Raw genomic sequence first — 24790 nt, forward strand, 5'->3', positions numbered from 1 at the left:
ATTCAGGAAGACTATGAGCCTTATTACCAATAGCCACGACTACTACCACGCCCATATCTATTTTGACGAACAATCTTCTGATGCGGCATGGGCTCTGAGGACAAAAATCGCCGAAGAGCTTCATCTAGAAGTCGGTCGTTTCCACCAAAAATTGGTCGGCCCACATCCAAAATGGAGCTTTATGGTGCTGTTCACTCGGCAAACCTTTGATTTTTTCACCGATTGGCTGGACAAGCATCACCAGGAACTATCGGTGTTGATTCATGCATCAACTGGCGATGATTACATCGACCACACACAGTTTGCCTGCTGGTTAGGTCAATCCATTGAATTAGATCTTGCTGACTTCAAACGTCCAACAAGCTAACAGGCTTGCGCTAGTCTCGCAGCGGCAATCCTGCCTTGGCTTCTTTTGCGAAGTGAAATAAGAAAACGTTTGCTAATTGCCATCAGGCGAATGTAAACGTTTTCAACTCTAGATTTTATTCATTTTCAAATATTCCGATGTCATAGCTGCAAATACGCTCCACCTGTACTCCCAAAAAATAACATTGCGATAGATCTCAAAAAAACATCCTCGCTCAGCCGAATTATGTGAAAACGGTTACAATTAGCGAGTTAATTTAGTTCGTGTTTTTCAAGCTCAAGTTCGCCCTCTCCTACTGTTACCAATTCAGATAGTGAATTATTGCAACCCGACTCTGTGGTGAAGCACGTCCTCATTTATGTTACGAGGTCAATCATGTCAACGATTAAAGACGTCGCTAAGGAAGCTGGGGTATCAATCGCCACTGTCTCTCGCGTCATTAATAATTCCCCTAAAGCCAGTCAATCGGCTTTTGAATCCGTCGGTAAAGCGATGCGAAAACTAGGCTACCGGCCAAATGCTGCGGCTAAAGCCCTAGTCAGCCAAAATACCAATACGGTTGGAGTTCTAGTCGGCGATGTTTCCGACCCGTTTTTCGGCACCTTAATCAAAGCCGTTGACAAAATTGCCCATGAAAATGGTAAACATACGCTGATTGGCAATGGCTACCATAACGCGAAAGAAGAACGAGATGCGATAGAGCTACTGATCAACAACCGCTGTGACGCACTGATCATTCATTCTAAAGGGCTCACGGATGAAGAGCTCATTGCCTACGGCAAAGAAGTGAAAAGTATGGTGCTTATCAATCGCCATATTGAAGCGCTCGCCGAGCGATGTGTGTCATTAGATAATTTTAAAGGCGCGTTCTTAGCCACTGAGTTTCTAATTCGCCATGGCCACTCCAAGATTGCCTTTATCTGTTCTAACCACACTATTGAAGATGTTGAACAACGCCGCCGAGGTTATTTGGCAGCATTGAATAAATACGGAATCGAGCTGCCGAAAAGCTATGTCGATTTCGGTTCCCCCGATTGTGAAGGAGGTGAGCAAGCCATGACCAGTTTGCTCACCAAGTCCGTCGATATGACCGCCGTTGTTGCCTACAACGACAACATGGCCGCTGGCGCACTCTCTATTGCGAATGAAAACGGCCTGCAAATACCTGAACAACTCTCTATCGTGGGTTTTGATGACAGTTTAATCGCGCGCTACGTCCACCCAAAACTCACCACGGTGCGCTACCCCATTCAAATGATGGCCGAAAAAGCGACGCATATTGCCTTACAACTTGCTAATGAAGCTCAAACCGAATACGACACCCTTCGCTTCTCCCCCACTGTAGTTAAACGCGATTCAGTGATGAAAAGTGTCGGGCAATGATTGATCAAAAGTATGTTCTAACATCAGACACAACGAGTATTGAGATGGCATACTAATCTGGCGGAACCCCTTGAGTTTCCGCCACAGTGGCCTCTTTAGCATCATCAGCAGTTGAAATAACCGTTCATTCCAATATGAGTAAGTGGTTTTCTCGAAAAAAAATATGCTAATCTTGCGGCAACTCAACGCTCTTGCAGCAACTCAACTACGAGATAACAACTACAATGAGAATTTTCAGCAATTTCGAAAGCGGCAACATTCACGTCGTTTCAGCAGAGTCACCACAAAACATTCAACTGACTATTCCTGCGGATAACCAAACAAAAATTTCGCAATGGTTCCATTTCCGTCTAGAAAGTGAAGCACAACAGCCACACCATTTCACAATCAGTGAATTGGCAACATCGGCCTACCCAGAAGGTTGGACGGATTACGATGTGGTCGCTTCTTATGATCGCGAAGAGTGGTTCCGCATCCCTGCGAAGTTTGATGGCAATGCGCTGACGTTTGATATCATTCCCGAGCATGACTCAATGTACTTTGCTTATTTCGCTCCGTATTCATACGATCGCCATCAAGATCTATTGCACAGCGCTCAAACACACCCTGCGTGTAAACTAGAAACTCTAGGGCACACACTCGACAACAACGACATCAGCCTACTAACCATTGGTGAACCAAGTCCTGAAAAGAAAAATATTTGGGTAATTGGGCGTCAGCACCCTGGTGAAACGATGGCCGAATGGTTTATCGAAGGCTTGCTGCTACGCTTGCTTGATGAGACTGATACGGTTGGCCGTTCATTACTCGACAAAGTCGTTATTCGTGTCGTGCCGAACATGAACCCAGACGGCAGCATTCGCGGCCACCTTCGCACCAATGGCATTGGCGTAAACCTAAACCGTGAATGGCAAACACCATCGATGGATCGCAGCCCTGAAGTATATCTTGTCAGAGAGCGCATGTTGGCAACAGGTGTCGATATGTTCTTAGATATCCATGGCGATGAAGCTATCCCATATAACTTTGTTGCAGGTGGTGAAGGTATCCCTTCATACGATGCGCGTATCGCTCATTTGGAGAATCACTTCAAACAAGCATTGTTAACTATTACGCCTGAATTCCAAGATGAAATCGGTTACGACAAAGATGAACCGGGCAAAGCTAACTTAACTGTCGGCTCTAACTGGGTTGGGGAGCAATTTAAGTGCTTGTCTTACACCGTTGAGATGCCGTTTAAAGATCACATCAGCCATGCTGATGAGCTCTACGGCTGGTCTCCAGATCGCAGCACTGCATTCGGCCACGATATGCTAGCAGCAGTTTGGGCAACCGTTGGTGAACTATAAGCGGTTGAGTTTGACTCAAGCGGCTATCGAGTTAATTCTCGCTTAAATAAAAAATCCGGTGCAACGTAGCACCGGATTTTTTTCACTCATTTTTAGACAAGCATCTCTTCTTATTAGATGAGCTACAAGCCCTAAAATAATCAAACATTATTCTATTTAACTTAAAACTCTACTCGTTATAGCTAGATAGTGATCTACACTTTTTCTTTCTACCACAGGCTATATACCTAGGTATTACGAATAAGGAATACCCAGTACATCAAGTTCATCGCAAATCCACGAAAGAGCTGCGTCGTAATCGGTAAAAGCCTTAATTTTCAGTAATGATGTAGTCACGCGCTCTTTGTCTACTATACCGGATTGGGTAACCCTTTTGGTTAATATCGCTTCGACACTGTAATCTCTCTCGAAGAACCATTCTCTCAACTCGTTGATAAGAGTCCAGCATTCAGGTGTCATGAGCTCCCATTGTCTTAAGTCCATGAACATGCCCCACCTCTCACCAGAAAATGTTTCAACGATGGCCTTTAGCTCACTACTAAAAACTCTCGTGCACTCTTCATTCCAAGAGGCTTCAGCAGTGACAATGATCATTCTTCCGCGAACTTCAAGTAGGTATGCGCCATGGATATTCCGATTCTTAGTCATGAAAAACGCTCAACTTCTGGTTATTTATCTAGTATAGGTACTGTCCACTCTACTCGTTGAGAAAAGGCCACTCTGTAACCAAGTAGCAAATTCGGCACTTGAATTGAAGCAAGAAAATTCCGATAAATTTGGCTAAGTTTAATTGAATCAAAAGAGAACACACTGCAGTTGGCTTACGCACTTTAACTACTTGGTGGTGCCGACTGGCTTCAATCCCTCTTGAGACGGTGCTTTTTCCGGGGCAATTTTCAAATGAATCTCTTTGAGCTGCTGATAAGCCAGCTTTGGTAAAGGCGCTACCGCAGGAATAGGAAAGCTTTTAAACACCGCCAATTTCACCCTGTTGTCAAAATCTACGTTTCCACTGCTATTCACAATCTTAAAAAAGGTAAGTTGGGTATCGCGATTAATGCGAATCTCCACCATTGCCTGAAGTCCAATATAGGACTCAGGAAGATAGAGGTGATCGCTAATGCGCCGCCGAAGAAGCTGCGCCACTTCGCTGACCTCCGGCAAGACCAATTCAGGAGCAACCGATGGCTGTTGAGATGCTACGCGAGGAGCTGAAGCCGGCACCGTGTTGGGTTGTGTCACGTTACTTTGGTCGGCGCAGCTACTCAATAATAAAGCAGCCAGTAGTGCAAAGGCTCCCTTGCCCTTCTTTAACCAAGTAGGACACATATGAGCAAGATCAGCTCGTTTCATTCAAGGCTCCTGAAAATGCCAGTTTTCATTTGATCGGCCTTAGAATATACTGCTTCCACGAGATGAAGAAAAGCAACAACAGACCAACCCAACCTTTCCTTGGGTCAGTTTACCCGTAGCAACAATAAAACACCGATTTTTGCGTTGGGTAATACACAACCCATAACATTTTGGTCGAATACTTCAAATCATTCGCTGCAAAGAAACCACCATTTTTCCAGAGTTATTCCACAATGAAATCCAAAACACTCGGATGCAGTCTTATATTCACAGGCAACTGTGTTGGCGCTGGCATTTTAGCGCTGCCCCTTTCTACCGCTGGGCTAGGCTTTGTCGCCACCGCCATCGTCATTTCGCTATGTTGGTTTGTTTCGATGATTGCGTCGCTGCTAATTGTCGAAGTACTCGCAGCCTACCCTGAAAAACAGCTGAACTTCGATTCAATGTATGGGCTTACATTAGGCCGCGCCGGTCAAATTATCGGTATGCTCGCTTATATCGTTTTGCTTTATTCAGTCGCGGCAGCGTATACCAGCGGCGGAGCATCGATACTCAGCGCAATTTTGTCTCAAACAGGCATACACCTACCTAAATGGCTAGCCGCAAGTGCCTTTACCCTCATACTGGGTAGTATCGTGTATAAAGGACATCGAGCCGTTGATATCAGTAACCGTCTCTTGCTCTCCACCAAGGGAATCTGTTTTATTGTACTGGCTGCGCTTCTGATGCCAGATGTGCGCGCGAGCAATCTATTTGACATCACACACACCATCCCATATCTATGGGTTGCCGTACCCATTCTATTTTTCTCATTCGGGTTACAAATCATGGTCCCAAGTATGTTCAATTACTTGGGCCGTGATATCAAAGAAATCCGCAAAGCCATTATCATCGGTAGTTTTATCCCACTACTCATCTACATGCTGTGGCTAGTCGTTATATTGGGAATCATGCCGCGCTTTGGTTCGGCTAGCTTTACCAGCTTTTTGTCGAACCATTCCGCCAACGATGTCGGCGACTTATTCGTGATGCTAGGCAACCACTCTACCGTGCACCTAAGCAGCACCATGATGGCTATCTTCACCAACGTTGCTGTAATGACCACATTCCTGTCATTAACACTGGCACTGCATGATTACATGCGAGATTTGTGTAAATTGAAGCAAACGGGTCGTGATAAAAAACTCAGCATTGCTATTACCTACCTGCCACCGCTATTGGTCGCTCTGTTTATGCCTGCTTTGTTTCAAAGTGCTCTGGAGTATGCTGCCGGTTTGCAAGCTCTCTTACTGTTGATTATCCCCGTGGCCATGGTTTGGTCAATTCGCCGACGTACAAGCCGGCAAGCAAGCTCAAGCAACTATCAAGTCTTTGGCGGCTACCCATTACTTGCTGTATTGGCTTTATTTGGTGTGGCTCTTGTCATATTGGGCTTTATGGCTAGCCTCAATATGTTGCCGACGCTATAACTACAACCTCACACCGATAACCATAACTTCATACCTATAACCACAACCAAACAAATGCGGGCTCAGATCACTGGGCTCGCCTTACTCCCCTATTTATCCTGTTTACGGTCTCAAAATTAAGAAGCCGCCGCCATGCCGACTTGCCAAAAGTAATCTGGGCTACAATGGTAAATACATAGTTACCCAAAGGCATTAAGGGTATACGACGTTTGAACTGAATTGAATTAAGGCGACGACACATACTCATCACCACGAAAAGGTAAGAGCAACTCGCCACGTTGAGCGACAGGCATGCTGAGGCATTATGTATACCACTTATAACCACAACAGGAAATTGCTATTTGTTGCCATTTCTTTGGCTTATGTGGTCGTGGTATTTTTCGCCATCAACACGTTAACCGAACTTTTCGTTGCTCAAACCATTCGTAACAGTGAAGAACGCATTCAAAGAAAACTGTCTCTCGCTCGATCAAAAATGGAAGCGGCCATCTTTACCGACACCTACTTGGGCGATAGTCTCGCCACCGTGCTCACTATCGACCCAAATTTCACGATTTCCAACTGGACACTCATTGCAAGCAAGCTGCTGCTCAAAGCTCGTTACGTAAGAAATGTGAGTATCATTCAAGACAGTATTATTACTCACGTTTATCCGCGAGAAGGGAACGAGCAGGCACTGGGGTTAAACTTCGCCAAACGCCCTGAGCAATACACGGCATTGATGCTAGCAAAGCAATTACAAACCGTACACATCTCTGGGCCAATCAGCTTAGTGCAGGGGGGCAAGGGTATTATTGCGCGCTATCCAATTTTCTCAGATTTTCCTATCAACAAACACTATTGGGGAAGTGTCAGCGTTGTTATGGATTATGACGAACTCTTAAGAAGCTCCGGTTTGTTAAGTATCCAAGGGGCGAATATCGCCATGCGAAAACGAGAAATAGATGGTAAAGAAGGAAAAGTGTTTCATGGAGAACCCCTTATTTTCTCGCACCCCGATCTGATCTACCCGATCAACTTGCCCAGCGGGAAATGGTTACTGGCCGCCGATTATCAACTCAACCATACCCCAGAAATCGCTGCCACTAGCTTTTTAGTGCGATCTATCTCCATATTTTCGGCTATCTTGATCTATATTTCACTGGCTTTATTGGTCCGAAATTATCAATACGCACACCGAGATTCCATGCACGATGAGTTAACCAAACTGCCGAATCGACGCTTTATTCTCGGCTACCTATCTCAACTCTTAAGCAAAACTGATCGCAGCATGTCATTTGCCATATTAAATATTGATATCAATGATTTTAAAGAAGTGAACGACACGCTTGGCCATGAAGCTGGCGACTTTCTGCTCAAATATGTGGCAAAAATGCTCGTCAAGAGTGTGCGTACCAGCGATAGAGTGGCTCGCTTTGGAGGGGATGAATTCGTCGTCGTGTTGCAAGACCTGCCAGATGCCGACTTGATTGCCAATATTATCCAAAAGCTGCGTAACACCTTCACAGATAACCAATTGCAATGGCATCAAACTATTATCCAGCCAACATTCAGTATTGGTTGGGTACATTATGATGGTCAAAAAACAACACTCACTGAGCTATTGGCGGAAGCAGACCAAAATATGTACCGAGACAAAAAAGCCAGTAAAAAGCAAAGCCCTGAACAACCGATTTTGTCGGAAGCCGTGCACTAATCTATTGGCGCACCAGCTACATGCACGAAACCAGCAACACACTCGAAACTAACAATATGCTAAACATCAATGACATATGGGCCACTGGGAATGTATCGACCACCAAAATCATATCAGTTACCAAAACATATGGATTACCAAAAATACCGTTATCGGGCCTGTTAAAAAACCTAAAAGACACAAAAATGCGCTAGGTCATAGAGCCTAGCGCAGAAAAGAAAGAAGGCTCTCGCCCCTAATTTCCGACGGACTTAGAAAATACGTTGATGACAATTGTGCCCATCACAATTAAGCTAATACCAAGCAAAGCATAGCCATCGAGCGCCTGCCCGTAGAGCAACCAGCTAATACTCGCGACTAACACAATTCCGGTTCCACACCAAATTGCATAGGCAATGCCAAGCGGCATAGACTCAATCGTGAGCGATAACGCATAAAATGCAATCGCATAGGCAGTAGCCACAGCGAGCGTAGGTAAAAGGTGCGTGAATTTATCTGTTTTTGGCAACCATGAGGTGGCGAAAACCTCACAAGTAATCGCGACAATCAGGGTCGCAAATGGAGGCAAAGTACCGAACATAGTCTTCTCCTATTAGACTTTAGTGTTTGGTTATTCATGACTGTAAGCCAGCGGTAATTGTGGATGATTTGCAGTCGCAGACCATCAGGGTCGGGTTAGATACGGGTGATATTTCGCTCTTGTAGTCTCATCAATATGACCGCCATTATTTCCGAAAACAAGCCGTTTCGCCACTAATATAAATGCACAATAAGTCACAAATATCATACTTGTACTTATACGAAAACTTGTGAGCAATAAGCTCATAAAATCAGAAAAATAAATACGCGACTAAAGTCGCACTCAACCACATCAATACCGCATAACGGCACTGCGCTCGCATGTAATCAAGCTTATTCACCTGATAGTGCTCCGTGAGGGTTAAACCGACGCTAGATAGAGGGCTGATTGCCGTTGAAATCGACCACGCAGAGACGAACAAAAAGACCATTTCATTCGGGTCGACCTTCATATAAAGCAGAAAGGGACTAAGTAACGAAATCGATATTAACGGGTGCACGCCCACTAGAGCGACTATTGTCATGCCAATCCCCACCAACAAAAATCCCAATGCGTTAAAGTGAGCAGGTAGATGCTGATCTAGGCCAGAAAACTGTTGCAAGGTGGCAGAAATCCCAACGGAGAACACGCCTGCTGCCAGAAATAATGCGTATTGCCCCGACATTTTCGGCAGCTTTTCACGCACGACTTCCACCGCTTTAGCACGCTTGCCTCCGCGCGGCGTAAACAACATTGCCGTTATAGGCGCAATCACTGTGATAATAAAAATAGTCGAAACACTTGGAAAAGCGTAATGGCCCGCAATCACGGCTACCGACAACACCGCTGGTAGAATTAAGCTATCAAGGTTCAATGGGTAACCCGCTATATCGGGGTGTTTATTTCTTGAGGTTTCAAACAACGTAATTAATGTCAGCGGAACCACCATGAGCACACCGGCCAAGATGTATTGGCCAATATGAGCGCCGGGAGAATAGCTAAGGGCCACGGCTCCGCCCATAAAAAATGGTGACCACAACGCAGCGCCGCTAAAGCCACGAGCAATCAAGGCAGCTTGCGCCGCTGACAATGGCTTTTTCTCGGATAATTTATCGGCGACAATAAATAGAATAGAAAAATTAATCACACCACCGATCACGTGACAGGTGGCGAGTGTCGATAAAGCGCCCTTCTTACCCGTTGGCAATGGGCGAGACTTGGCAGAATCACCACGCTTAGACGTTAAAAACGCCACCGCCGCGAACATCATCATCAGAGGCAAGTTCACCTGCAAGGCGCTTGACCAATCAATGTGCCCCAGCTTATAATAACTGATCGCCAACAGCACACTGCCAATGAGAAACAAGCTTCCTGATTGAATTTGACTGGTGCGATTAAGCGACGGCCAAATGAGCAGTACTGTTAACCAGCACAGCGCCGCAGAAGGGAATAACGGCAGGTGAAGAAATGTAGCCAGCACATACCAAACTAATGCGGTAAAGGCTAACCAACCCGCCAAAGACTTTTTCATCAAAACTCTCAATTTACGAAACGCGATAGGAACCAAGTCTGCTGCTACATAAGAGCAATAGCGACAGCAAAAAAACTAGGCCATATTGTACCTATCTTCGACCTTAATCACCCGCAGTTTATAGACAGCAGATGTTTATAAAAAACCTATGAGCTCCAAACACTCGCTATATTAAATAGGCTCATGCCACCGGAAGGGACACTCGATGAAACAACGCAACATTCGCGGAGAATGGACATTAAGGTTTTGAAGAGAGAATGTTGTTTTCTAAAGTCACGAGTGAGAGTAATGAACAGGAGTGCTTGGTTTGGTTGGAAGAAATGAAACAGCTACTATTTTCTTCGCCCGAAAGTGATACGACTCTGTGGGTTTACATACTTGATTGCAGCGGGCGAATACATTATTGAAGTTACAAACGCCTACGTTCAGATACTAATTGTGAGAAAAATGTTGCCTGCCGACTCTAAAAATCGGCAGGCGAGACATCAAAGATTAAAGTTGGCGCTAACGTAATCCCACATAGCATCGGCGAGAGCTTGGTGAGTTTCGTTGGTTGGGTGCTTCAAGTTATAGAATAAGAAACCACTGCAATCACGAATAGGAAGATCTGGGCTATACGCTTCCTTGTAACAAGGTTCATCGACATTCGGGAATAGGAAGGTTTCACCGTTACTTGCTACATACTGCTTATCTTTTACAATATCGTTGAGTAAAGGCATTGGATTAAAGAACTTCGCCATCGCAACCGTGTTCACTTTGACTGCGGCCCACAGCGCACTATTGTAAACATCAGACACACCACTTAGCAGCGGCAGTGCCCATTCGTTACCTTCCATCATCTGCTTAATTGCAGGAACCGTCGACAAGTCTGGCATACCTATCACCAAAATATGTTTATACGGCACACCAGCACTGCGTAGCATTTGAATATCTTTGACAATGTTGTAGATCGGGTACGACAGACCTTGATCTTCCCCTTGTTCTTGATTGGCAATTTGTGTCATTTGCTTCAAAAATGCCTGCTGCTGGGCTTCATCTGCAGTCACACCTGGTTCAATAGCCAGCTTTTCGGTTATCTTGGCAATGTCGTTAAACATATCGTTGCCGCCTGCCCAAAGGATAAATAAGCTTTCCTGACGATAACTTGGCCGCTGCCCCTGATTCGCCAAAAACAGTTCAATCTGCTTACCAACACTTGGTACGCAATACACGCCACCCTCAGGGTTTAACGCACCGGGCTTGTCACATTGATCATCGTTGTAAACAAAATACGGGCTTGAGGTCATGTCGTTGAGATAATGCATACCCGTTTCAGCGCTCGCCCACGCATAGTTGATATTGGTGCTTGAAGGCGTTGCTTTTGAGCTTATCTGTAAAGCAGCATTGTCGCCATAACCCTGTTGCTGGTCAAAATGCTCGACAAAGTAGTTAGCCCAGCTATAACGATGGCCATCCTGCGCTGGATTGGAAATGGTCGCACCGACATACGGCCCTTCTGTCGTAATCCAAGTATTGTTGCCACCGTCGCTTAAACTATCACCAAAAACTATCACATGATGAATGGCCGCTTGTACTGGAGCAGCAATGGCCAAGCTCATTGCGATCGCCGCAGCACTACCGATTTTGGTCAGTTTATTACTCCATTTCTTCTTTATTATGTCCATCTTTCTCAAGTCTCTTTAGTCAAGGGGGTGCATAGCGAGATAGAATAATCACTCTATCTGGAGTGCGGCTAGCGTTCGAATGTCAATATGTGACAATGTTCACTCGAAAGTAAATAATGTGTAAACGATCGGTTATGCCATCACAAAACGAACATTAAGGGTCATAAAGTTATTCTTTATGAATGCATTCGAAAGATTTATAAGGTGAATATCGACCAACCATCAATCCTTCGTACAGTATCTTTATTGAAAGCGCCCCTCGACACTTTATGCTGACCACTTGCTCTACCCTTGACTCGGCTTCAACACCTCGCCCAGTCGCATTGGAATATCCACTGATAATTTGAATTAACACGATATGCACCTAGTATTACATTCAGAACAATAATCTCTGAAAGCACAGCTCATCACTGACAAGGGGCTGATGGTGCGAACATTGTGGAACTTCGATTATGAAAAATAAGTCATGGCTAATCCTAGGTGGCGCTGGTGGGATTCTAGTGATTGGAGTTTTGTCTTTTGGCGCCAGCAAGTTATTGAAGCCTAGTACGCACGATTTCCTAGCCCATCACCTCAACCATCACACTCATCATCAAAACACGCCAAACTCGAGCACGACACAAAGCACCGCCCGTAACGTTCCTATCATCACGCCTATTGTTGATTTAACCGATATCGATAAAGAAAAAGCCAGAATCGGGTGGTTACTTTTCAAGGACGCCAATTTATCCTCGAATAACCGTGTTAGCTGCGAAAGCTGCCATAGCCTAGCGACCAATGGCGCTGAGCGAACAGAAGTTTCCACCGGAGTTTGGGGAAAAGGCACACGAAATTCGATCACTGTTTTTAACGTCTCTTACAACTATCGATTTTTCTGGGATGGTCGAGCCAATAGTCTTGAAGATCAACTAGATGGACCAGTACATAATGTGCTGGAAATGGACTCGAACTGGGAAAGGATTACGGATTACATTTCCAAATCCCAGCGCTATTCCAAACTATTTGTACAGGCAGGTTTAGACATCACAGAAGCAAACATCAAAACAACTCTGATTGAATTTATGAGAGGGTTAACAACGCCAAAATCTCGCTTTGACCAATTTCTTCTAGGTAAACGCTCAGCACTCAATGAGCAGGAGAAAAGAGGTTGGGAAAGTTTTCAAGAAGAAGGATGCATCCAGTGCCACCGAGGAATCAATATTGGCGGTGGGATGGTGATGCGTTTCGGCTACTTTGGTGAAGACAAAACCGGGAATCGCCGCACAGACGATACGGGAAGGCACAATACGACAAAAAGGGAGAAAGATCGGTATTTGTTCCGTGTCGCTAGCTTAAGAAATGTTGCTGATACCGCACCGTATTTTCATGATGGTAAAACACAATCCCTACACGAAGCTATTCAAATTATGGCGGAAAGCCAGTTAGGAAAAACGTTTAACCAGCAAACCACCGATGACTTGTATGCGTTCCTACAAACGTTGTCTGGACAACGTCCAGCTATCTTGGAGGAGTTTTCTGATGAGCAGAAATAAAACACTATTTAGTGCCGTGATATTGATGAACATACTGCTGATATCTTCTGCGGCACTGCTTTATTTAGAGTATTCTCGCTTATCCGCCCTTCGTATAGAGGTCGGGCGTATCGGACATCAGATGATTGAATTAAGAGATACAATTACTAAAAATGCAATCAGTCGTTATTCTAACCCATACACCATTGCATCCTCTGTGGTCGATATGGAGAACGAAATAGAAAGCATCCTCAAGAAATATCATCTGTTTATGGATCAAGGTTTAGGTCTCTATAAAGAAGATGCATATCAGGCATTGATCAACTTTCAAGAATCCTCTTTGGAAGTAACCGATGCGCTCGATCATGTGGTTGGCCTAATTATAGTGAAAGAGTCCGTTTTACAATCATTGCTTAAAAATATACGCCTATCACCTGATTCAAAAAACACGGCTAGTAGGCAGATACTCATCACAGCATTAAATGCCTTTACCATCGACCCTAGTGAATTCCCTAAATTAATACCAATTCTTCATACATTTCAAGAAATAAATAAACAAGAGCAGCATTTGTTTTCTTTTCTATTAGCTCCCAATAGTATTGGCTTCATAGAGCATTCTGAAGCAGCACTTGCAGAGCTATCTAAAGAGCTCAGCAGTACGCTAGTGCAGCTGATCTTGTTGATGTGTGCTTCCACCGCCTTGTTTATCTCCTTACTTTTCTTACAGCGCATGCAAGAGCTACGAAGAAATAATACCGCTTATCAAATATCTATTGATCGAGTAAAAAAAGCAGATGAAGCAAAATCAGTTTTTTTGGCTACGATGAGTCATGAACTTCGTACACCAATGAATGGTGTGCTAGGCATGGCACAAATCATTAAGGATAGCTCACGTGACAGTAAAACCAGTGAATATGCGCAAATCATTGTCGACTCAGGAAAACACCTAGTTACCTTGCTCAATGACATATTAGACTTCTCCAAAATAGAGCAAGGAAAGATGGCACTGGAAAATACCACCTTCACGATAGGAGATATCCTCACCCACTTGGAGCAAACTTTAAAACCACTGGCAGACAAGAAAGGTCTTAAGTTGGAGGTCTCGAATAAAATATCCAGTCAATTAGCATTTACTGGCGATTCCTCTCGTTTACGCCAAGTTTTATTCAACTTAGCTGGGAACGCTATCAAGTTCACTCCAAAGGGAAAAGTTAAATTAAAACTAAGTTATACTTCATCCCCTAACTCACTACTCAACATTGCCGTTTCTGATACGGGCATTGGGATTACTCAAGACAAGCTCGAAACTATATTCACGCCTTTTGAGCAAGCAGAATTATCCACTACCAGAAAGTTTGGTGGGACAGGTCTAGGACTGTCGATTGTCAAGCAAATTACGGAGCTAATGGGCGGTGATATTTCAGTGACGAGCGCACCTAATGTTGGCACCACGTTCAAATTGATTATCCCGATCAGTTCCCAAGCTATCGACTCTGTCCCCTGGCTAAAAGATCCAAACGAGCACTCTGAAACAGAACTGCATTTACGTCCTTTGGCCGTTTTAGTTGTTGAAGATAACAGGGTAAATGCAATTGTCGCACAAAAATTTCTCGCCTCCTGTGGCCATGAGACAAAATGGGTTGAAGATGGAGCAAAAGCGCTGGATGTCCTACAGACGACCTCATTTGACCTGATTGTCATGGATAACCATATGCCGAACATGAGCGGTGTTGAAACCATCAAAAGAATCCGCCAAGAGCTACAGCTAAAGACCGTGATATTCGGTTGTACAGCAGACGTATTTAAAGATGCTCATGATGACTTTATTCTAGCTGGAGCTGACTTCGTCTTAACAAAACCTCTACAGAAACATGATCTGGAGAAAGTCATCGAACAATTTAAAGGGCAGCTATTTTTACCAAAATATATCGAAAATGAAGGGAATAATGTTATTCCGTTAGTTCGCTACCCACTTGAAAAGCTGCCGATGACGGAAGAGGAACTGTCACAAAGCCCACTGCTGAACAATATGGGCTTGGACAACGAAGAAAAAGTAAAGTTATTAACCAATCTATATATCGAATTTGAAGATAGCTCCATTCTTACCATTGACGCTTTCACTCGAACGAACGCTTTAGACCTGCATAAACTGTTAGAGGGTATCAAAGACATTGCGACCGAATTTAAGCTAACAGAAGTCATCAAGTTGGCCGAAAGTGCGCTACATGTCACTAGTGAAAATCAGCTGCCCGACGCCGAAGTGGTACAAAAGCTAATCAATCTAATGCATGTGAACAATCATCAAATTCACCGTTTACTCAAGCAGTTAACCGACCACAAAGGAGTCGGTTAACTTCGCGTTCCGGGAAGGATTGCATCTATAAACTACCCTTCCTCTTGGATACTCCCGTTACTTGGGCTGAGTAGCAACGGCGCTGAATGCGGAGATTGCTGAAAGTTAAACATTGAACGCAATGAATGGGCGAACCTATCCGGGCTATCAGAAGCAAGATGGCCAAGCTGCCAATTGTATTCGATAAACTTCAATAGTGAGCTTTGGTCTAGGTTTTTGTGCTCGACATAATTACGCTTAGACCATGGTGAAATCATCACAAACGGGAGACGAGGCCCATAGCCAGTCCCCGCCATGCTTTTTGGCGCGGACGGAGGCGTGACATGATCATACCAACCATCCGAGTAACTCCACACCAAGGCAACCGCAGTGGACTTCCACTCTGGCAACTGCATGATTTTATTGACCGTTGTTACGATAAACGTCTGCTCATCATCCGGAGATGACACCCCAACACGGCCACTTTGCCCCGATTTAGGCGCAATAAAACTCACCGCAGGCAACCGCCCTGCTTTTAAAACTGTCGCAAAATCCGTGAGTCCATATTGATGATGAGCTCTGTCCGATTGACCAATCATCTCAGGTGCTGATGGCGATAGATGATGTGGGTTTGCAGTCGTCGAAAAGTATTGGAACGGCTCATTAATAGGGTTGTAATCGCTCACCAAAGAGCCTTGCGAGTTCATTGAACGTGCACGGAATTGGGCCTTGCCTTGTTTCGTTCTCGCAGACGGGGTAAAACCGCCAGCAAAATATCCCCAAGTCACGTTATGTTGATTGAGCAAATCACCAATATTTTGCCTTTGCATACTGACCTTAAATCGCCCTTGGCTTGCGTCATCAAACTTGGGTGGATTGTTTTGAATCAATAGATCCTGAAAGCTGACACCCGGTGATTTCTTAGGTAAAACGCCTTTACTCGTCCCCGCAATTAAATCAATCATACCGCCAGCTTGTGTTGTGTAATCCGACGCAAATAGATGATCCGCCATGGCGTAATGCTGCGCATAATTCCACAAGCCCGTTACCGCGTTACCGTCGTAATAACCCATCACGGATTGTGGGAAGCAGCCGTCATCGTTGATGCCGCTGCTGGTATCGTAGTCCTTCCAAATAAACATGTTATTACGACCGTCATTGTACGAGTGCTTCTGAGCATACACACCATAGCCTAAGTCACAGGTTGGTTCATGAGGGGCCATTCGATAAGGGTTAGACAAATTGGGGTTGTGTCGCAGCAAATAACGGGTAAATCCATCAACGTGTGGTGTATTGGCCTTGGCGTGAAATTGAGTATCACCAGCTGCATTTTTTGCATGCGGATAAGCACCAAAATAGCGATCAAAACTTTGATCTTGCAGCACCAACACCACCAAATGTTTAATTGGCGTCTTTACAGCGCTTGGCGCAGGGTCTGCCGCCCATGAAGCAGCGCTTGCTAAGGTCATCGCTCCGGCCAACATCCATGTCGCCGCTTTTTTATTAGCTTTTATATTAATAGCCGCCATGTTTACCTGCTCCAAAAAATCCAAATGAATAGTGACGTGTGAACTGTTTCCACCAAGGGTAAACACCTTGCCCCGCTTGAGCACTTTTAAAATAACCATTCTCGGGTGGCGGCTGATAATGATTCACCACGGTATATTGTCCCGGTCCATCAAGTTTCAAGTTGATGCCATAATGTGGCCCTCCTTGAGCGACCATCGCCAAGTAATAGCCTTGTTTGTGCCAATCGCTGCCCACTTTTTTAATCACGTAATGAATTTTAAGACCTGGGATCCACGCCGTCTCAGGAAATCCTTGCGGGTTCCCCGGCAGCGCATGCACATCCGTTTCCATGTGAATATCGGCGTGCATATCCATGCCTTTCATCTTGGGCGACATCATCACACCTTGGATATAGCTGGCACCGACTTTCATGCCATTGATGCCAACATCTGGGCCAAATACCACATTCATTGCCAACGCGGAGCCACTCATACAGCATAATGCACACAACCATACTAAACGCTTCATTGTTTGATCTCCTGAACATTGCCCTTGGCGTCGAGATGAAATTTGTACGTTATTTCAAAAGGTTTCCACCACGGCTCTACGCCTGTTGCTTTATCAATATGACGATAGAAGCCGCCTGAGCTTGGCGGCAAGTAATTGAGTTGCCACTGGTAATCTCCGGGCCCATCTAACGTCGCCGCCACGCCATATTCAGGCCCTTGCATCGTCAAACGCATCGGCGCCGAAAGATTGTTCGTCCAATGACTGCCTATTTTAGAAATATGGTAGGTAATCACACAGTACGGAATAAAATCATCAGTTATAAACCCGTTTGGGTTCATGGCGTTGGCATTCATTCTGCTCCACAGCACATGCTGATTACCTTGCACATCCACCCCGTTTGATAAGTGCATACCCGCCTTATCTTTGCTGTCCAAGGTGATGTTAGCGGCTAGCGCAACCCCACTCCACAATTGCAACGCCAACACTGCAATAACTGACGACCGATATTTCACAAATAAACCCCATCCATATACTGTTGTAGATTAGAAACTAACACTAGGAAAAACACTCCAGAGTGATGCCGCAGCAATCACGGCTCCGCCCGCTAACATCAACCCCTGAGCAAGTAACCACTGCACTTTGGAGCTAGACTGACGGTTAAGCCAACGAGTGCCAGTGCTTGCGTTAAACGCCAGCGCCGCGACAATTAAGCCCACTTCAATTCCCACCACCCACGAGCCTAGTGCATGCTGCAAAGTTGAAAACATGGTGCTACCCAGCCCCAGTACGATACAAATCATGGCCAGCGGGGCAAATTGATAACCAAACGCGACCACTCGCTGATAAAAATAAGGCAAATTAGGCGAGCGAAAGGTCAATGCACCCAACGCTGATATCCCTGCCAGCACACTGGCCATGACCACAGAGAGCCCCAACATAAAGACGCTAATCGAGACAAAATCGAGCCACATGTAGTGCTGATCAATACTGACATTTTGATTCATTAGCCATGCTGGTCCAGTCTGAAACATCCCCATCCACTGATGTTGCATAGCCCACTCACCTAGCGCCTGCCTAAACAGCATATAGAATGAGCTTGAACTCCAGACAAACCCTGAAACCGCAAGACCCGGAGCAAACCAGATAAACGCCAGCTCAGAAGCACATGGCGAACGCTTCTCTATATGAATAATTTCCTCGGCTGGCTGACGAATAGCGATTGATAATCCGCCACGAGATTGAGGCTTAACACAGCGAGCACATTTTATGCAGTGACGAGCACTTTGTTTACTGCGCAAGTCAATACTGGTTGGACATAGCCCATGCTCTCGATATCCTTCCGTAACAGAGGCTTGGTTCGCATTCTGTGGATCTAAACTGGTGATACCTAAGCGAGAGAAGACCCCCAGAACTGAGCCAATAGGGCAAAGATGACGACACCAAACTCGTCGGTTAGTCCCTGATTTTCCTGAAAATAGTAAGCCACAAGCAGTTGCTAACACAAAGATAAGGGTAAAAAGAAGCAGCGCAGCGTGAAGATCGTCACGTACGTCGAGCGTTTGCGCCCAAATGGTGACGAGTAGAAAACTAAAAGCAGGCGCAATCGGATGTTTAATCCAACGCGGAGGGTTGAAGTGTGCGCCAACTCGCCCAACCCACTCACTCACTGCGCCAAGCGGGCACAGCACTCCACACCAAAAACGACCTAGCACAAGTACAGAAAGTAACGTCGCGGGATACCATAATCCCCACAAAAGCCACTCACTAAATAATTGAGCATTATTCCACGGCGTTTGCCACTGAAAACGCGGAGCAGATCCAAAGAGCGGTAAAACCAGCATCGCCGCCAGCGCGACCAACATACAGCCTTGGAAGTAAGGGATCATCGGGCGAATACCCACCAGCATCGCTTGTAACAAGCGTTGTGTTTTGGTGAAACCTTGGGAATGGATCATGCTGATTATCTCAAAAAATGAGGAAACAAAGGATAAAAGTTATAGCGAAACGTCCTTGTCACTGTCACTGTCACTGTCACTGTCACCCATCGTAAATCTGGGTATTCAGCCAATTAAGCGCTGGGAAAGTCATTTTGCTATAACAAGGTCGCGAACATCCCTGCGACCTTGGTTGAGTGAGGGTGTGATTAAGAAGCCACTTGGCCTGTCGCTGGGTTCAGAATCAACGCAGGATTCAACTGCTTTTTGTTGAAGTCGAACATATGCATGAGCGAACCTGAGTGAGCGTCCATGGAATCTTTGCCCAATTTCCCAAGTTGCCAGTTGTGTTCAATGAAATTCAACACTGAAGCTTGGTCGGTTAGGCTGTGATCGACGTAGTTTTGCTTAGCGTATGGAGAAATCACCAACAGTGGTAAACGTGGACCGTATCCGCTGCGACCGTGGTCGTTGGCAAAATGATTTTTCGGTGGCATAACGTGGTCGTAATAACCATCAGAGTCATCATAAGCAATCACAACCGCTGTGTGTTTCCATTGTGGCAGGTTCTGCAAACGGTTAATCGTACGCACCAAGAACTTCTGCTCATCTAATGGGTTTGAATAGCCTGCATGCGCGTCTTCCACCGCTTTAGCTTTCAAGAAAGTCACTGCTGGCATATTGCCCGCTTCTGCCGCTTTCCAGAATGTTTTCAGGCTGTATTGGTGATTCGCTTGATCCGTTTTACCCACCATCGCGATATTGCTTGGCGCTAAGTGGTGTGGGTTAGAAGTCGACTTATAGTATTGGAACGGTTCATGATGCGGGATGTAATCTTTCGCCGCGCCGCCAAAGGCATTGTGGCTAGTGGTATCACAACGGGCAATTCCGTCTTTAGTGCGGCTTGATGGGTCAAAACCACCTTCAAACCAACCCCAAGTGATGCCTTTTTCATTCATCAAGTTACCGACGTTCTTACCCTGGATATACACCAGACCACTTGCCGCCTTCGCTGATGCTTCACCTTGTTTCGCCTTACTTGGGTCAACATAAGAGCAATCATCAAAACGTGGGTCAACGTCACCCACTAGATTGCCATTGACCACCTCTGGTGTAGATGCCGGAAGTGCCGTTCCTGTCGAACCCGCGACTAAATTCAATGCGCCCGGTGTAGATGGGCCGAATATCGTGCCATAAGAGTTGTCATTCAACGAGTAGTGTTGCGCATAGTTCCACAAAGCCGTGACACTATTGCCATCATAGTAACCCATAACTTCACGTTGGCACTGCTTCGAGCTCTTGTTGCCCGTCGCGCCGACGAACTGGTTCACCAGACCACCATTGTATGCTTCTTGCTCTGCCTCATAACCATGGTTTTGATCGCAAGGTTCTTTGTTACGATCAAGCAAGAATGGATTAACGCGATTTGGATTATTGGTTAACAGCTGATGCGTTAAACCATTAACTGGCGGCGTACCCGGTTTGGCATGGAAGGCTGGCTGGCCTTTCGGGTTAGTCGCGTTAGGATATGTCGCAAAGTAGTGATCAAAAGAGATATTTTCATCAAATATCACCACAACATGCTCAATTGGCGTCGCCGTTTTATCTTGAGCTTGAGTCGCTACCGCTTGGCTCGATGAGTCGGTGGTTTGGTGATCATTCGCAGCTGGTTGAAGGTATGAGCAGCCGCCCGTCAGAGCAATAGCACTACCCAATGCAGCCACTAATGCCGTCGACTTAAATGTCTTTGTCATAAAATTTCCTAGTTATTTTGACGTCCCCAAAAGCAGCTAATCCAGCTGCCAGATAAGTGCGACTAGCATAGGGTTGAAATATGGAAGATTTATGACTGTTTGATGACGGTTACATTTTGTTTCTTCTCGTTCTAACCTTACTTGCCATATGAACACCACGCCATATACTAGCCTCTTCTCAAAATAACCCAACCTATTGGAAAGCCATGAAAAACACACTCATCACCTGCGCCACTAGTCAAATTGGTCAGGCCATTGCCGAGAAAATGGCCCCTGACAGCAAGCTCATCTTAACCGGCCGCAACGTGGAAAACCTCAATCATATTCTCTCATCCTCCACCATGCCAATCGCTCGCTGCCAACTAGACTTTTTCGATGAGGGCAGCATCGCCGCTTGCGCCGAGCAAATCAGTGCGTGTAATCCCGTCGATAACTTGGTGCTCATCATTCCACGTATTCCCGCTTCCAGCGCAATTTTCCTCGACACCGAGCAATGGCGCGAGCTGTATGACAATTACTTCATTAAACCGCTCAGCTTGATTAAAGCTCTGTATGAAAACAATCGGATTGCAACCGGTGCCAACCTGCTGATTATTTCAGGCCTCAGCTCGAAATCCGCACTATCTCATTATGCGTCTAATAACTGTTTGCGCAGCGCTTGGCTTGGCCAAGCAAAAACTATGGCTTTAGCAATGGGAGAGCAAGGCATCTCCGTAAACACCTTGTCTCTTGGCGGCGTGATGTCGGATAGTTACATTGCCAAAATGGAACAAAAAGCCAAGCAACAAGAGATCGGCTACGACGCCCTCATGCAGCAAGAAGTCAGCAATATTCCGTTAAATAAATACGCATCATTGGAGGACGTTGCCAGCACTGTTCATTCCATGCTTGGCCCAATGGCGAATCATATGACAGGGCAAAATATTCTATTAGACGGTGGCTTTTTTAGAGGCTATTAAATCACCCGCAAAGATCAGTAAAAAGGAACACCCTCTGCATGAGAAAGCAATATTTATCAAAGTTATGGTTATTAAATCGATGGCTATTAAAGCGACGGTTATTAAAGTCAAGTTTATTTAGCTGCATGCTGTTGAGCTTCTCGGCTCTGGCGCAAAGTTACAATATTGGGTTAGATATCATTCACGTTAAAATACCGGATTCTTCTTTAACCACACAAGTAGGCATTTGGTACCCAACTGATGCCACTGAAAAGCAAGAACACATAGGCCCACTGACACTTAACGTGGCAACTTCCGCCAAACCTATCGACCAAATAAAAGGTGAGATTGTCATCGCTCACGGCTTTTCAGGTTCACTTCTGGGGCACAACGATAGCGCCCGTTACCTCGCGCAGCACGGCTATATAGTCGTCACACCGACCTATCCAGATCTAAAAGGCATCAAGACTGATAACCCAGATCTCGATCCATTGGCGCTTCGGCCCCGCTTAACCGAATGGGTACTCCACCACACAGTGAAAGATTGGCAGTATGCATCACTTCTCACGGGTAAACCATTGGGCGTTATGGGCTTTTCTATGGGCGGCTACACGGCAGTATTCGCAGCAGGAGGCGTTGCTTCAACCCAATCTTTAGCCAAATATTGCGCGCACAATCAGAAAGATACGCTAACGTGCTCGCCGCAAACCATCCGCCGTTTTGAGTTGGCGAAAAAAGACTGGCCAAACATCACATCGAGCAAAGTGGCGGCGTTATTTTTGATGGCTCCCGCCTACGGCAACATCTTCACTCACTCGTCACTCAGCAAACTTCATATTCCTGTCAGAATTGTTAGCGCTGGCCATGACCAAGAACTCGGCAACGGACGAAGCGCTCAATATTTAACGAAAAGCTTCCCCCAAGCCACGAGTGAAGTGCTCCCCCGCGCTGGTCACTTTACCTTCATAACTCCATGTCCGAAGGCCTTCGCGAAACAGCACCCAAGCCTTTGCCAAGACGCCGCAGGAGTTGACCGCACAGCAATACACCAGAAGCTCAACCAAGAAATGCTTAAGTTCTTTAACGAGTCGTTAAGTTAGAGCCGATAGCCTCATCAGGCATAGTCGCACCTAAACCGATACAGACGGACGATAAATCCGCAAACTTTGTCTCCGTCTGGTCTAATTTCCATGGTATCTTCCGCCGCCACATGGCTTTACTGGCAATAAACTGCGAACTCGATAATTCCTCTCCCATACACTTTCTCATCCACAGTTCAGGTAAATATATTTCAATTCTAGGCCACAGTAGCCTAGCAGGTTCAAGCCGCTGATTACCTTAATCAACAATGAAAACCTCGCGGAATCAACCACCATAAGGTGTTGAATATAAACATCATTCCAATCAAGCATGAATTCTGGCCGTTTCCAAAAACCCTGCTATGCTTACTTACGCTTAAAATAATAAATAAATATTCAACGTCGGCTTTTAACTTTAAGGATACCGGATTGGTTTTCTATCCGAATATGAATGGAGATAATGTGATATGGACTCATCACAAAAAGAACGGCCGATTTTCAAATATGTATTACTCTCATCGTGCGCTATATATTCCATCGCTCCAGCAATGGTTCATTCAGCAAATGGTAAACCATTTAAAGAATTACAAGCACAAATTGATTCGAACACAGCTCTTATAGAAGCAAACTCTGAATCTATAAGCGGCCTTAACGTATCTATCTCATCAATTACTTCTAGGCTTGATGCCACTGACGTTACGATAGCAGCACTAGAAAACACCATCGCGTCTAACAGTGCTGAAATTTCAGAAGCGATGGGTATGATTGCGGACACTAACGCCAATGTAGACACACTTTATAGCGAACTATCTGACTTAATCACTAGACACGAAAATGACGTCACCGCTATTTTGCAGTCTTTAAGCGCAATTGAACTGGAAATCGCCAATCTTAACAATTTAAGGCAAGCACTGGCCGATGACTTAAATATGAAACTTGCGGAGTTAAAGTTACAAGTAGACAACAATGCTCTGGATATCTCAGAGAATATACTGGAGCTTCTGTCGGTTAACGCTCAATTGACTTCAATAAATAGCCAAATTCAAGATTTAACGAACAGGCATGAAGCTCTAGAGGAATCTCAAGACATTTTATCATTAGCTTTAGAGACGCTCGCACTCGAGGTAGCCGCTTTAGACGCGCGGCTTATTTCAGTTGAAACTAGTGCACATCACCATACCCTTGAGAGCTGTAAAGATATTAAAGAAACCACCCCTTCTGCGACAAGTGGAATGTATGAAATTGACCCAGACCCATCAGATGAAACTGGACCAATCAGCGTTTATTGCGACATGGATACGGATGGTGGTGGTTGGACTAATCTGAACTTTACAACCAATCAAGTTCTGTTAGAAAACGGGCACTACATTAGCTGTTCCGAACTGACTCATAGTGAGATAGGAGTGACGTGTCGAGCTCCATTATTTGACAATGGCGGTTACCTTTACCATTACCGCTGTGACGGAAATGATGCAACGGCCAATTATATGTTGGATCATATAGGGGCTGTGCTTGGCCATAAAAATTCAGCGACATTAGGTTTTGTCAGCTTAACCCAAAGATATACCGGTGAGCATGGTACTTCGACCCCAAGCCAAAGTGAGTATGTTTATGTTGATGGTGTCGTTGTCCACTGGTCGGATCCGCTAGCATCACCATATAGTAATGGTAGAAACGGTAACTGTGTACCAGGGTTCTTTACCTTAGCTCTGTAACTTAGAGCTTCATACACGATCTAGCATGCGTAAAAATAAAGGGAATCAACTTACGGTTGGTTTCTTTTATTTTTCAAACTGGCCGATATTATAGCCTCATTGCAAGTCTTAGAAAGTGATAGCGATAAACTTAGGAG

General features: G+C 45.3%; 21 protein-coding genes. 10 read left to right on the forward strand and 11 right to left on the reverse strand.

All coding sequences use genetic code 11. The features are described from left to right. Positions 1-13 precede the first annotated feature (13 nt). From L4C34_RS17210 to L4C34_RS17220, 3 genes are all read left to right on the forward strand, one after another. Positions 14-367: a DOPA 4,5-dioxygenase family protein gene (locus L4C34_RS17210; protein WP_428790572.1), complete on the forward strand. Its 354-nt coding sequence runs from the start codon at positions 14-16 to the stop codon at positions 365-367. A 375-nt stretch (positions 368-742) separates the two neighbouring features. Then, positions 743-1750 carry a substrate-binding domain-containing protein gene (locus L4C34_RS17215; RefSeq protein ID WP_428790573.1) on the forward strand — a complete coding sequence of 336 codons (1008 nt, stop codon included), beginning with the start codon at positions 743-745 and terminating at the stop codon, positions 1748-1750. A gap of 224 nt (positions 1751-1974) precedes the next feature. Further along, positions 1975-3099: a M14 family metallopeptidase gene (locus tag L4C34_RS17220; RefSeq protein ID WP_428790574.1), complete on the forward strand. Its 1125-nt coding sequence runs from the start codon at positions 1975-1977 to the stop codon at positions 3097-3099. Positions 3100-3333: 234 nt separating this feature from the next. On the opposite strand, the gene L4C34_RS17225 is transcribed toward L4C34_RS17220, so the two are convergent. Further along, entirely contained in the window at positions 3334-3747 is a 414-nt protein-coding gene (locus tag L4C34_RS17225) for a hypothetical protein (protein WP_428790575.1), read from the reverse strand. A gap of 186 nt (positions 3748-3933) precedes the next feature. Next, positions 3934-4452 carry a cell envelope integrity TolA family protein gene (locus tag L4C34_RS17230; RefSeq protein ID WP_428790576.1) on the reverse strand — a complete coding sequence of 173 codons (519 nt, stop codon included), beginning with the start codon at positions 4450-4452 and terminating at the stop codon, positions 3934-3936. A 233-nt stretch (positions 4453-4685) separates the two neighbouring features. On the opposite strand from L4C34_RS17230, the gene L4C34_RS17235 reads away from it, so the two are divergent. Continuing rightward, positions 4686-5921, forward strand: coding sequence for an amino acid permease (locus tag L4C34_RS17235; RefSeq protein WP_428790577.1), 1236 nt, complete (start codon positions 4686-4688; stop codon positions 5919-5921). A gap of 304 nt (positions 5922-6225) precedes the next feature. Further along, the gene (locus L4C34_RS17240) at positions 6226-7617 is read left to right on the forward strand and encodes a diguanylate cyclase domain-containing protein (RefSeq protein WP_428790578.1); all 1392 of its coding nucleotides are present in this window, start codon (positions 6226-6228) and stop codon (positions 7615-7617) included. Positions 7618-7852: 235 nt separating this feature from the next. Here the strand turns inward: L4C34_RS17240 and L4C34_RS17245 are convergent, their stop codons facing one another. The 3 genes from L4C34_RS17245 to L4C34_RS17255 form a co-directional block, all read right to left on the reverse strand. Beyond that, a complete protein-coding gene (locus tag L4C34_RS17245; RefSeq protein WP_428790579.1) occupies positions 7853-8197 on the reverse strand; it encodes a DMT family transporter in 345 nt (114 codons plus the stop codon). Positions 8198-8447: 250 nt separating this feature from the next. Next, the gene (locus L4C34_RS17250; protein ID WP_428790580.1) at positions 8448-9707 is read right to left on the reverse strand and encodes a hypothetical protein; all 1260 of its coding nucleotides are present in this window, start codon (positions 9705-9707) and stop codon (positions 8448-8450) included. Between the two features lie 485 nt (positions 9708-10192). Further along, the gene (locus L4C34_RS17255; RefSeq protein ID WP_428790581.1) at positions 10193-11371 is read right to left on the reverse strand and encodes an SGNH/GDSL hydrolase family protein; all 1179 of its coding nucleotides are present in this window, start codon (positions 11369-11371) and stop codon (positions 10193-10195) included. Positions 11372-11823: 452 nt separating this feature from the next. Here L4C34_RS17255 and L4C34_RS17260 point away from each other — a divergent pair, with 452 nt between their 5' ends. Continuing rightward, entirely contained in the window at positions 11824-12903 is a 1080-nt protein-coding gene (locus L4C34_RS17260) for a cytochrome-c peroxidase (protein WP_428790582.1), read from the forward strand. After that, a complete protein-coding gene (locus L4C34_RS17265) occupies positions 12890-15235 on the forward strand; it encodes an ATP-binding protein (RefSeq protein WP_428790583.1) in 2346 nt (781 codons plus the stop codon). The genes L4C34_RS17260 and L4C34_RS17265 overlap by 14 nt, the downstream gene beginning before the upstream one ends. 32 nt (positions 15236-15267) lie before the next feature. On the opposite strand, the gene L4C34_RS17270 is transcribed toward L4C34_RS17265, so the two are convergent. The 5 genes from L4C34_RS17270 to L4C34_RS17290 all read right to left on the reverse strand — a co-directional run bounded on the left by L4C34_RS17270 (position 15268) and on the right by L4C34_RS17290 (position 20921). Continuing rightward, entirely contained in the window at positions 15268-16743 is a 1476-nt protein-coding gene (locus L4C34_RS17270; RefSeq protein WP_428790584.1) for an alkaline phosphatase family protein, read from the reverse strand. Next, entirely contained in the window at positions 16730-17251 is a 522-nt protein-coding gene (locus L4C34_RS17275) for an iron transporter (RefSeq protein ID WP_428790585.1), read from the reverse strand. The genes L4C34_RS17270 and L4C34_RS17275 overlap by 14 nt, the downstream gene beginning before the upstream one ends. After that, positions 17248-17745 carry an iron transporter gene (locus tag L4C34_RS17280; RefSeq protein ID WP_428790586.1) on the reverse strand — a complete coding sequence of 166 codons (498 nt, stop codon included), beginning with the start codon at positions 17743-17745 and terminating at the stop codon, positions 17248-17250. Before L4C34_RS17280 ends, L4C34_RS17275 begins: the two co-directional genes overlap by 4 nt. Positions 17746-17775: 30 nt before the next feature. Beyond that, positions 17776-19188 carry a 4Fe-4S binding protein gene (locus tag L4C34_RS17285; protein ID WP_428790587.1) on the reverse strand — a complete coding sequence of 471 codons (1413 nt, stop codon included), beginning with the start codon at positions 19186-19188 and terminating at the stop codon, positions 17776-17778. Between the two features lie 188 nt (positions 19189-19376). Continuing rightward, positions 19377-20921, reverse strand: a complete 1545-nt coding sequence (locus L4C34_RS17290) for an alkaline phosphatase family protein (protein WP_428790588.1) — start codon at positions 20919-20921, stop codon at positions 19377-19379. A gap of 206 nt (positions 20922-21127) precedes the next feature. Between L4C34_RS17290 and L4C34_RS17295 the strand changes: the two genes are divergently transcribed. Continuing rightward, on the forward strand, positions 21128-21880 hold the full coding sequence (locus L4C34_RS17295) for an SDR family oxidoreductase (protein ID WP_428790589.1): 753 nt from the start codon (positions 21128-21130) through the stop codon (positions 21878-21880). Positions 21881-21918: 38 nt separating this feature from the next. Further along, positions 21919-22959, forward strand: coding sequence for an alpha/beta hydrolase family protein (locus tag L4C34_RS17300; RefSeq protein WP_428790590.1), 1041 nt, complete (start codon positions 21919-21921; stop codon positions 22957-22959). Here L4C34_RS17300 and L4C34_RS17305 read toward each other — a convergent pair. Next, complete coding sequence (locus L4C34_RS17305) at positions 22940-23116, reverse strand: hypothetical protein (RefSeq protein ID WP_428790591.1); 177 nt, start codon at positions 23114-23116, stop codon at positions 22940-22942. The two genes, L4C34_RS17300 and L4C34_RS17305, sit on opposite strands and share 20 nt — an antisense overlap. Before the next feature lie 289 nt (positions 23117-23405). Here L4C34_RS17305 and L4C34_RS17310 point away from each other — a divergent pair, with 289 nt between their 5' ends. After that, entirely contained in the window at positions 23406-24653 is a 1248-nt protein-coding gene (locus L4C34_RS17310; protein WP_428790592.1) for a fibrinogen-like YCDxxxxGGGW domain-containing protein, read from the forward strand. Positions 24654-24790 lie beyond the last annotated feature (137 nt).

This window comes from Vibrio profundum (assembly GCF_050337555.1).
GTDB classification, from domain to species: Bacteria; Pseudomonadota; Gammaproteobacteria; order Enterobacterales; family Vibrionaceae; genus Vibrio; species Vibrio profundum.